This is a genomic window from Streptomyces sp. NPDC019890, from assembly GCF_044903445.1.
Lineage (GTDB): Bacteria > Actinomycetota > Actinomycetes > Streptomycetales > Streptomycetaceae > Streptomyces.
On sequence record NZ_JBJDQK010000036.1, the window covers coordinates 1 to 9,134 of the forward strand.

At 69.2% G+C, this 9,134-nt stretch carries 10 protein-coding genes; 9 read left to right on the top strand and 1 reads right to left on the bottom strand.

Annotated elements, in window-relative coordinates; all coding sequences use genetic code 11:
* Nucleotides 1–1,658: ATP-binding protein (locus tag ACI2LP_RS33405; protein ID WP_404728290.1), on the top strand; the 1,658-nt coding region annotated here is incomplete at its 5' end.
* Between the two features lie 18 nt (nt 1,659–1,676).
* On the opposite strand, the gene ACI2LP_RS33410 is transcribed toward ACI2LP_RS33405, so the two are convergent.
* Entirely contained in the window at nt 1,677–2,081 is a 405-nt protein-coding gene (locus tag ACI2LP_RS33410; RefSeq protein WP_404728291.1) for a MerR family transcriptional regulator, read from the bottom strand.
* 103 nt (nt 2,082–2,184) lie between these two features.
* Here ACI2LP_RS33410 and ACI2LP_RS33415 point away from each other — a divergent pair, with 103 nt between their 5' ends.
* The 8 genes from ACI2LP_RS33415 to ACI2LP_RS33450 all read left to right on the top strand — a co-directional run.
* Nucleotides 2,185–2,925: an SDR family NAD(P)-dependent oxidoreductase gene (locus ACI2LP_RS33415; protein WP_404728292.1), complete on the top strand. Its 741-nt coding sequence runs from the start codon at nt 2,185–2,187 to the stop codon at nt 2,923–2,925.
* 1,145 nt (nt 2,926–4,070) lie between these two features.
* Nucleotides 4,071–5,222, top strand: a complete 1,152-nt coding sequence (locus tag ACI2LP_RS33420) for an isopropylmalate synthase (protein WP_404728293.1) — start codon at nt 4,071–4,073, stop codon at nt 5,220–5,222.
* Nucleotides 5,223–5,315: 93 nt separating this feature from the next.
* Nucleotides 5,316–5,501, top strand: a complete 186-nt coding sequence (locus tag ACI2LP_RS33425; protein WP_404728294.1) for a lysine biosynthesis protein LysW — start codon at nt 5,316–5,318, stop codon at nt 5,499–5,501.
* A gap of 1 nt (nt 5,502) precedes the next feature.
* Nucleotides 5,503–6,351 (top strand): RimK family alpha-L-glutamate ligase, encoded by an 849-nt coding sequence (locus ACI2LP_RS33430; protein ID WP_404728295.1) that lies wholly within the window; start codon nt 5,503–5,505, stop codon nt 6,349–6,351.
* Entirely contained in the window at nt 6,348–7,406 is a 1,059-nt protein-coding gene (gene argC / locus ACI2LP_RS33435) for an N-acetyl-gamma-glutamyl-phosphate reductase (protein ID WP_404728296.1), read from the top strand. The genes ACI2LP_RS33430 and argC overlap by 4 nt, the downstream gene beginning before the upstream one ends.
* Nucleotides 7,403–8,206, top strand: a complete 804-nt coding sequence (locus ACI2LP_RS33440; RefSeq protein WP_404728297.1) for an acetylglutamate kinase — start codon at nt 7,403–7,405, stop codon at nt 8,204–8,206. The genes argC and ACI2LP_RS33440 overlap by 4 nt, the downstream gene beginning before the upstream one ends.
* 11 nt (nt 8,207–8,217) lie before the next feature.
* Nucleotides 8,218–8,781: a type 1 glutamine amidotransferase gene (locus ACI2LP_RS33445; protein ID WP_404728298.1), complete on the top strand. Its 564-nt coding sequence runs from the start codon at nt 8,218–8,220 to the stop codon at nt 8,779–8,781.
* 61 nt (nt 8,782–8,842) lie between these two features.
* Nucleotides 8,843–9,134, top strand: a 292-nt coding sequence (locus ACI2LP_RS33450) for a Glu/Leu/Phe/Val dehydrogenase dimerization domain-containing protein (protein ID WP_404728299.1), incomplete at its 3' end; no start/stop codon positions are given.

Here is a 9,134-nt window from a genome sequence, read left to right on the forward strand (position 1 = left end):
ACTGGAGCTGGGAGTTGCTCAGCGCTCCCGAACGCATCGTCCTGCGCCGCCTCGCCGTGCACAGCGACGGCTGCGGCCTCGATGCGGCGGAGGCGGTGTGCGCGGGCGAGGGCGTGGCCCGCAGCTCGGTGCTCGACCTCGTCACCCGGCTCGTCGAAAAGTCCCTCGTAGTCGTCACGGACTGCCCCGCAGGCCCCCGCTACCGCCTCCTCGAGTCGGTCGCCGCTTACTCCATCGAGCGGTTGCACGAGATGGCCGACGACACGGCAGCCCGCGAACGCCACCTGCAGCACTACCTCACGCTCGCCGAACGCGCCGAGCCCCGGCTGCGCGGTCCGCAGCAACGGTGCTGGCTCGCCCGTCTGGACACCGAGGCGGGTAACCTGCGCGCCGCCCTCGACGAGGCGGTGCGACGGGCCGCCGCCGGGCGAAGCGAGGAAGCCGTACGGCTCGCCACCGCCCTCTCCTGGTGGTGGCTGCTGCGCGGCCGGCTCACCGAGGCCCGCCGCAGCCTGGCCGCCGTCCTCGCGGCCGCCGCCGACGACGCCGTGCCCGAACTCGTCCTTCTGCACGGCGCGTTCGTGCTCCTGACCGGAGAGCGCACTGAGACCACCGCCGCCGACGCCGTACCCGACCCCGTGCGACGCGCCCGAGCGCTGTGGCTGAACGCCTACGGGATGTTCAGCGTCGGCGACCTGGACCGCAGTCGCGCGTTGAACACGCGCGCCCTCGCCCATTTCGAGGCCGCGGACGAGCAGTGGGGCACCGCAGCCGCGCTCGGCCTGCGGGCAGCGCTCGCCCTGGTCCGCGGCGACCTGGACGGTCTGGCCCGCGACGGACAGCGCAGTCGTGCGATCTTCCGCGACCTGGGCGACCGTTGGGGCGAACTGCAGACCGTCTCACCGCTCGCCGCGCTCGCCGAGATCAAGGGAGAGTACGCACAGGCGGCGCACCGCCAGCACGAAGGATTGCAGATAGCCGGGGAGTTGAGCCTGGAAGCCGAAGTCTCGGCCCGGCTCTCCGGGCTCGGCCGCCTCGCGCTGCTCGCCCACGACTTCGACCGCGCCCGCGAACTGCACGAGCAGGCACGCCGCATCGCGATCGAACAGGGCTACAAGTACGGAGAGATCCACGCCGACATGGGCTTGGCCCTCGGCGCGCGGCGCTCCGGCGACATCGACGCGGCCGAGACGCACCTGCTGCACATCCGCGACGACCACGCCGATGTCTCCTCTCCGGCCGGTGAACACCTCCTCCACGCCGAACTCGGCTTCATCGCGGAGCTCCGCGGCGATGCCGCCCAGTCCGCCGCCCACCACCTGCGCAGCCTTCAGATCGCCTGGTTCCTTGACGAGCCGCGTGCTCTCGCCCTCTCCCTTGAGGGACTCGCGGGCACGGCCACCCTGTACGGACACCGGCCCGGCGCCATCTGTACGGCCCTGCTTCTCGGCGCCGCCGACACCGCACGCCGCAGTGTGGGCGCCCCTTTGCCGCCCGCCGAGCGCGGCGACGTCGACCGCATCACCGCGGCAGCACAGGCTGTCCTGGGCGTGCGCGCCTTCAACGAGACATTGGAGCGCGGGACACGGCTGAGCCCCTCCGAAGCGGAGCGCCAAGCGCGTACCACACTGGCCCGAATGGCGGACAAGGTTGCCTGAGCCAGGCCTGGTTCATCCTCAGTGGGTTGCCTGGCTGCCGGTGCCGGAGAGGGTGGCCGAACTCAGGCCCGTTGATGCGGTGATGATGATGTCATCCAGGACATCGCGCGATCGGCCCAGATCGGCGATCATTCGGTCGAGGCGGTTGCGTTCCGCGGTGAGCTCGTCGACGAGTCGGGGAGTCGCGTTCTCGCTCGGTGTGCCGTCGCCGTCTCGCATGCAGGGGAGCAGCTGGGCGATCTTCTTGCTGTTCAGCCCTGCGGCATAGAGCGCCTGGATGAGGATGACCCGGTCGACGGCCCATTCTCTGTAGTCGCGGTGGCCACCGGGGGTTCGCTCGGCCCAGAGCAGACCATGCACCTCGTAGTAGCGCAGCGACCGCTCACTCACACCGCTGCGCCGGGCCAGTTCACCGATCCGCATCTCCCGCCTCGCATATCTTATTTAGGACTTGAACCTGACGCTGATGTCAACTCCTAGCGTAGCGGGCACGACGAACACGGATCCGTCTACGGAGGAAGTATCAATGAGTGACCTGACCGGCAAGGTAGCGCTGGTGACCGGCGGCAGTCGCGGGATCGGCGCGGCGGTGGCCAAGCGTTTGGCGGACGCAGGAGCGGCGGTTGCGCTGACCTACGTTCAGGCAGCGGACCAGGCGCGCGAGGTCGCCAAGCAGATCGAGGCGGATGGCGGCAGGGCCGCGGTCATCCAGGCCGACCTGGCGGAACCGGACGCTGCGGCGGAGGCAGTGGAGCAGACGGTCCGGGAGCTGGGCGGCATCGACATCCTGGTGAACAACGCGGGCTTCCTCGCCTACGGCCCGCTGGCAGAGGTGTCCGCTTCGGAGCTGGACCGGGTGCTCGCCGTGGACGTGCGGTCGGTGTTCCTGGCCGCCCAGGCCGCCGCCCGGCACATGGGTGACGGTGGGCGGATCATCAGCATCGGGTCGTGCTTCAACGGGCACCTTCCCGGCGCGAACTTCGTCCTTCAGGGGATGGGCAAGTCCGCGCTCATCGGGCTGACCAAGGGACTTGCCCGGGAGCTGGGGCCGCGCGGGATCACCGTCACCACCGTGGACCCGGGCCCGATCGACACCGACATGAACCCGGCCGGCGGCGACACCGCCGACTTCCAGCGCTCCCTCACCGCCCTGGGGCGTTACGGCGAGGCCGAGGACATCGCCGCCGCGGTGGCTTACCTGGCGGGTCCGAGCGGCCGCTACATCACCGGCACCGCCCTCGCCGTGGACGGCGGGTACACCATCTGACGAGGAGCCGTCCCCCGTCCACTCGCCGCCCGGTCGGCCGCGAGTGGACGGGCCCCCGGGCCGACGGCCGACGACCGTTGATCACGACCAGGTACTCGGGCCCGCACCGGTCGGCTCGCCAGGGTCCGTTCACCAGGCGGGCCCTTCGCCGTCGACGTCGGGCCGGCGCGGATCCGGATCGGCTTCACTTGCCGGCTGCGGCGCCGGGTCGGAGTTCGTCACGCCCCGGACGACAGACGCCAGGTACGACACCACGGGCCGGGCCGAACCCCATGATCTCTCCCCGGCCTGTACGACGGCCTCGACCTGACTCTGTCGGCGGGCCGCGGTCACCGCAGATCGCCTCTTCGGCAATGCCCGGGCGCACGGCATCGGACAGAGCGCACCCGAAGATGCGGCCGCTTGCCGGGGCGGCGACGAAGGAACGCGGCCGGCCGCGCCCGAAATGCTCGGCAGACCCTAAGCCTTGGTGATTCCGGCAGCGGTACGCGCGAGTTCGCCGCCAGGCGCGGACGGTGGCTGTCGTACCGTCGGCGTGACCATCACCGGGCCGCATCCACCAGGCAGTTGAGACATTCCTGCCTCCGTCCGGTCGCCGGCCGTCGAGTCCGACGGTGTGACAACGACCTTTCCCGACGAGCACTGCCCCCTCCCGGAGGCATGGAACCCGGCGCGCATCCAGCGCGGCAGCCGGGTCATCAGCATGTCCGCATTCCGCCGACAAGCCGAAACGGCCCGCCGCGGAATCTGACGGGCCGTTCTCTGAACACGGGAAAGGCGAGGAAGCTCTACTTCCGGGCTGTCGGACCTTTTCCAGGAAACGACATCATCCCGCTGCCAGGGATGGCGACGACCATTGTATCCGAGATTCCACGCCGATCCGAAAGTAGTTTTCCAGAACTTATCCAAGTCTGCAGATCATTCGCACTCCTTGCCTGGCGTGACACTCCCTGACAGCTCTTGACAGAGCCCTAACAGAGGGGGCCTCGAATCTTTGCTCGAGGTCGCGCAACATGGTCGGTGTCGCGCTCGACGTGCTTCCGGATTCGGCGCGATCGGTCCATTCAGGCGAGGCAGCAAAAATCCAGCGCAGAGCCTGGGCCGGCGAAATAGGGAAGCCGGTTCCGGAAAAGGAGAGGAACGCAATGGCTGTAGCAGAGCACGGGGGAAGCCTTCCGAAGCTGCCCCATCTGTCCGACGCGACGCTGCGGGACTCCGCGCACATGGCTGGTGTCGAGTTCGGCCCCAAGGACGCCGCGGCTATCGCGGACTTGCTGGTGAAGACCGGTATCGATCTGGTCGAGGTCGGCATGGTGTCCGGTCCCGGTTCGAAGGACGCCGATCTGATTCTTGCCACTCACGAGGCTGTCGGTCCTGAGCGGAGTATGACGCTCGTGGTGGTGCGGGACCGCCAGCAGGTGGCGAAGGCCCTTGACGAGGCCGAGCGTCTGGGCGTGCGCCACATCATGTATTCCATCCCCACATCCGAGCAGCACGCCAAGCTGAAGCTCGGTTCGCCGAGTGCGAAGTTCCTTCAGACGCTGGCCCGTTCGGCGATCACCCAGGCGAAGGAGCGTGGCTTTCATGTCACGTTCAGCGGTGAGGACGGTGCCCGGACCCCGAAGGAGCGGCTGGTCCCCTACGTCACGGCGGGTTTCGAGGCCGGGGCCGACCGGTTCCGGCTCGCGGAGACCGTCGCGTACCTGTCGCCCTGGCAGATGGAGGAGGTGATCGCGGATCTCACGGCGATCGACGGCTCGGAGATCGAGATCCACTCGCACAACATGCTGGGCATGGCGGTGGCCAACTCGCTCGCCGCGGTCCGCGCCGGTGCGCAGTGGATTTCGGCGACGGTCGGGGGCATCGGTGAGCGGGGTGGCAATGCCCCGCTGGCCGAGCTGCTGACGTCGCTGCGTGTGATCTACGGCGACACCCGTTTCGACCTGTCCCATCTCACTGAGTTGTCGCGTCTGGCGCTGAAGGGTTCCGGTCTCGGTGAGGCCTTCCAGTCCGGGCCTACCACGCCGCACGCTTTCGCCTATGAGCTGCCGGGCCAGCTCACTCACCCGGAGGCGTACGAGACGCTGCCGGCCGAGCTGGTGGGCAATGCCCGTGAGCTGCGGGTGCGTACGCGTCTGACTTCCGCGCTCGTGAAGTGGGCGCTGGCAGAGTCGGGGGTCTTCGTCGACATCGACGCCTTCACCCCGTGGCTGATCGAGCAGCAGGAGCATGACGGAGCTCCGCTGCTGGACCGGGACGCGATCCGCAAGGCCGCCATCGACTTCCAGGCCGCCTGAAGCCACCAGGCCGTCTGACACCACACCGGCAGGGCCCGTCGGCCCCGTGCCGAAACACCCGCACCGAACTACGACGAAATACGGAGTTGACCCATGTCCACAGCCACTCTCAGCGGCGCCTGCCCCGAGTGCGAAACTGACCTGACCGTGCCGCCGATCGTCCAGGGCGAGACCCTTTCCTGCCCCGAGTGCATGCTCACGTTGCGCGTGGAGGACATCCAGGACGGCCGGCTGACCCTGCAGATGGTCGAGGTCACGCTGCGCGACTGGGGTCAGTGATATGAGCACGAAAGTTGCCATCGTCGCAGACCGGGTCGGCTGGGAGGAACGCCAACTCATCAGCGCGGCACCCGACTTGGGCCTTGAGATCGACTGGGTCAACGACGAGTCGCTGTGCCTGGGGGATGCCAAGGCCCCGTCGATCGACGGTTACGACGCGCTGCTGATCCGCAGCCGCTCCTACACCCGCGGTGGACTGCTCGCCACCCTGGCCGAGTCGAAGGGTGTCGCTGTTCTCAACTCCGCCTCGGCCATCCACGCCTGTGAGAACAAGCTGGTGCTGCGGGCGGTGCTGGACGCCGCCGGCGTGCCGGTGCCCGACTTCCGGCTCGTGCTCTCCCGCAAGGACTTCGACAAGGCGCTGGACGACCTGGGCCTGCCCGTAGTGCTCAAGCCGGTCTACGGCGGTATGGGCAAGCGGGTCACCCTGATCCGCGACTCCGACCTGGCGCACTCCGTCTACGACTACGTCGAGGACCTCGGCCACGCCTTCGAGCAGGCCTGCCTGATGGAGCCGTATCTGGGCGGCGGCTCGATCCGCTGCCTGGTCGTCGGCGAACAGATCGTCGCCGCCGCCGAGTTCGAAAGTGCCGGAGCGGACTGGCGCAGCAACGCGGCGCTCGGCAACCAGAGCCGGGCCCTGGCCGACGACTCCGAGGTACAGAAGGTCGTGGACGGCGTCGTGGACCAACTCGGCGCCGGCATCTACGGAGTCGACCTCTTCAAGACGCCCTCGGGCTACCTCGTCAACGAGGTCAACCACGCCCCCGCCTGGCGGGGGGTGGCGTCGACGACGGGAGTGGACATCCCGTCGGCCGTCGCCCGTCACGTGCAGGAGATACTCGCATGATCCGCGTGGGAATCGTCGGCGCCTCCGGAATCACCGGCGGCGAACTGATCAGGCTGGTCACCCAGCATCCCGAACTCGAACTCACTTTCCTCGGCGGCAACTCCAGCGCGGGCAAGCGCCCCGCCCAGCTGCACCCGGGGCTCCGCCTCGACCTGGGCCTGACCGTCGAACCCGTCACGGCCGACGCCGTGGCCGAGCGGTGCGACGTGGTGTTCCTGGCCACGCCCGCCCCGGCCTCGGCCGAACTCGCCGCGCTCCTGGCCGACCGCGTCCCCTGCGTGATCGACCTCAGCGGAGCTTTCCGCATCCGCACCCGTGAGCTGCACGAGCGCTGGTACCCCAAGGCCGAGCGGACCGCCGATCTGGCCGACCGCTTCGTCTACGGAGTGCCGGAACTCATCGGCGACCAACTGGTCGACGCCCCGCTGATCTCCGTACCCGGCTGCTACGCCACGGCGATCACCCTTGGGCTCGCCCCGCTGACCCTCGGCCTCGGTCTGGAGCTGAAGACCGTGGTGGTGGACGGCAAGAGCGGCTCCAGCGGCGGCGGCCTGCAGCTGCGGGTCCCGGACCTGCACCCGCTGCGCAACGGCGCGATCGCACCCTATGCCCCGACCGGGCACCGGCACGCCGCCGAGGTCAGCGACTTCCTGGAGCGCAGCAAGCCCGGCACCGTCGGCTCGCTGACCATGTCGGCGTACGGGGTGTCGCATGTGCGCGGACTGCTCGCCAGCGCCTATGTGTTCACCGACGACAAGGTGGACGGGCGCGAGCTGCAGCGGGCATATCTGCGCTTCTACAAGGAACACCGCTTCGTGCGGGTGCGGCGGCACACCGAGACGTTGATCCCGGTCCCGGACCCGCAGGCCGTCCTGGGCTCCAACTTCTGCGATGTGACGGTGCTGCACGACGAGGAGGGCGGCCGGATCGTCGTCCTCGCGGCCCTCGACAACCTCGTCAAGGGCGCCGCCGGTCAGGCCGTGCAGGCCCTCAACAAGCGGTTCGGACTGTCCGAGGAGTCGGGCCTGACGATGCAGCCGGTGATGTACGCATGAGCGAGACGCCCGAAACCCGGATCCCGACCGTCGTCAAGCTCGGCGGCAGCTGCCTCGACGACCTCAGCGGTCAGTGGTGGGACGACCTCGCCCGGCACGGGCAGGACAGGCCGCTGGTCCTCGTCCACGGCTGGTCCAAGCCGCTCAAGAGACTCAGCCCCCGCTACAGCGAGCCCTCGGCGATCCTGCGCGACCGCTACGGCAACCAGAGCCGCTGGACCACGCCCGAGGTCATCGACGACATCAAGACCGTCAGCGCCGAACTGGCCACCGACGTCCTCAGGCGGCTCGAGCGGCGCGGCATCACCGCCGAGCGGCTGCTCGGCAGCGACGGCCTGGTCAACGCCGGCGAGGGCGAACGCTGGTGGTGGCAGGGCAAGCAGCTGGTCGAGCTGGACAACCTCGTCGGCCCGATCACCGGGGTGGATGCCTCCCCGCTGAAGAACCTGCAGCCGGGCCACGCCTACCTCGTCACCCCCCTCGCCCGGAACGCGGCGGGCCAGGAGGTCAACACCGACGCCGACCGGGCCGCCGCCGCCATCGCCGGCGCCACCGGCGCCACGGACCTGGTCCTCGTCACCGACGTCGCGCACTTGCTGGTCGACGACGAGCCGGTGCGCCGGATCACCGCGCAGGCCGCCGCCGCGTTCCGCGACAGGGGCGCCACCGGCGGCATGCGCAAGAAGCTGCGGGCCGCAGGCGAGGCCCTGGAGCGGGGAGTTGAGCGGGTCGTCATCGGCAGCGCGCCCGTCACCGACCTGCTCGCCGCCCGCACCGGCACCGTCATCACACGAACCTGAGGAGCACAGACGTGGCGAAATCCCGTGTGCTAGTCGTCAACAACAGAACACTGTCCCTCCCTCAGCTCCGCGGGCGCTTCGAAGAGCTGGGCTCGGACACCGACACCGTCGACGCGGCATCCGTGCCCGCCCGGCTCGACGGCCGCTACCAGGCGATCGTCCTGAGCGGCACCAAGGTGCGGGCGTATGACCAGGAGTACTACAAGCCGCTCGTCGACCTCGTCATGGGCGCCGACGTCCCGGTCTTCGGGATCTGCGGCGGCATGCAGATCCTCGCGGTCGCCGCTGGAGGACAGCTGGCCGACGGGCCGCAGCGGGTCGGCGGCTACGAGGTGCAGGTCGACAAGGAGGAGCCGCTCTTCACACATGTGAAGCCGACAGTGACGGTCTTCCACCGCCACACCCTCTACCTCCAGGAGGCCCCGAAGGGTTTCCGCTCCATAGGCCGCTCCGAGCACGCGCCCGTGGAGTTCCTGCGCTGCGACGACGGCCGGATCTTCGGCTCGCAGGCGCATCTGGAGTTCCGCAACGACGGTCTCGAGATCCTGCGGGGCTTCGCGCAGCTCTACCAGTGACGGCCGCCGCGCTCAGACGCGCGGCCTCCCCGAACTCATGTACAAACTGGAGAACTTGGCAATGAGTGTTGATGAGAACACGCACGATCCCGCGTTCACCGTGCACCTGAACGGCAGCGGCGGCGCCATCAAGGGCTGGGTGGTCGTCGACACGCTCGTCGACGGTCTGGCGATGGGCGGCGTGCGGATGACCACCGGAGTGACCGAGGAGGAGGTGGCAGGCCTGGCACACGACATGACCGACAAGTTCACGCTCGCGGGCCTGCGCATCGGTGGCGCGAAGGGCGGCATCGTCTCCGACGGCAGCAACCGCGAGGACACTTTCCGCACCTTCGGACGCACCGTCAAGCCAC

Excerpts from the sequence above, each read along its gene's own strand:
- ACI2LP_RS33410 (WP_404728291.1), bottom strand. The coding sequence starts at position 2,081 with ATGCGGATCGGTGAACTGGCCCGGCGCAGCGGTGTGAGTGAGCGGTCG.
- ACI2LP_RS33430 (WP_404728295.1), top strand. The coding sequence starts at position 5,503 with ATGAGCACGAAAGTTGCCATCGTCGCAGACCGGGTCGGCTGGGAGGAA.
- ACI2LP_RS33440 (WP_404728297.1), top strand. The coding sequence starts at position 7,403 with ATGAGCGAGACGCCCGAAACCCGGATCCCGACCGTCGTCAAGCTCGGC.
- ACI2LP_RS33420 (WP_404728293.1), top strand. The coding sequence starts at position 4,071 with ATGGCTGTAGCAGAGCACGGGGGAAGCCTTCCGAAGCTGCCCCATCTG.
- ACI2LP_RS33425 (WP_404728294.1), top strand. The coding sequence starts at position 5,316 with ATGTCCACAGCCACTCTCAGCGGCGCCTGCCCCGAGTGCGAAACTGAC.
- ACI2LP_RS33415 (WP_404728292.1), top strand. The coding sequence starts at position 2,185 with ATGAGTGACCTGACCGGCAAGGTAGCGCTGGTGACCGGCGGCAGTCGC.
- argC (WP_404728296.1), top strand. The coding sequence starts at position 6,348 with ATGATCCGCGTGGGAATCGTCGGCGCCTCCGGAATCACCGGCGGCGAA.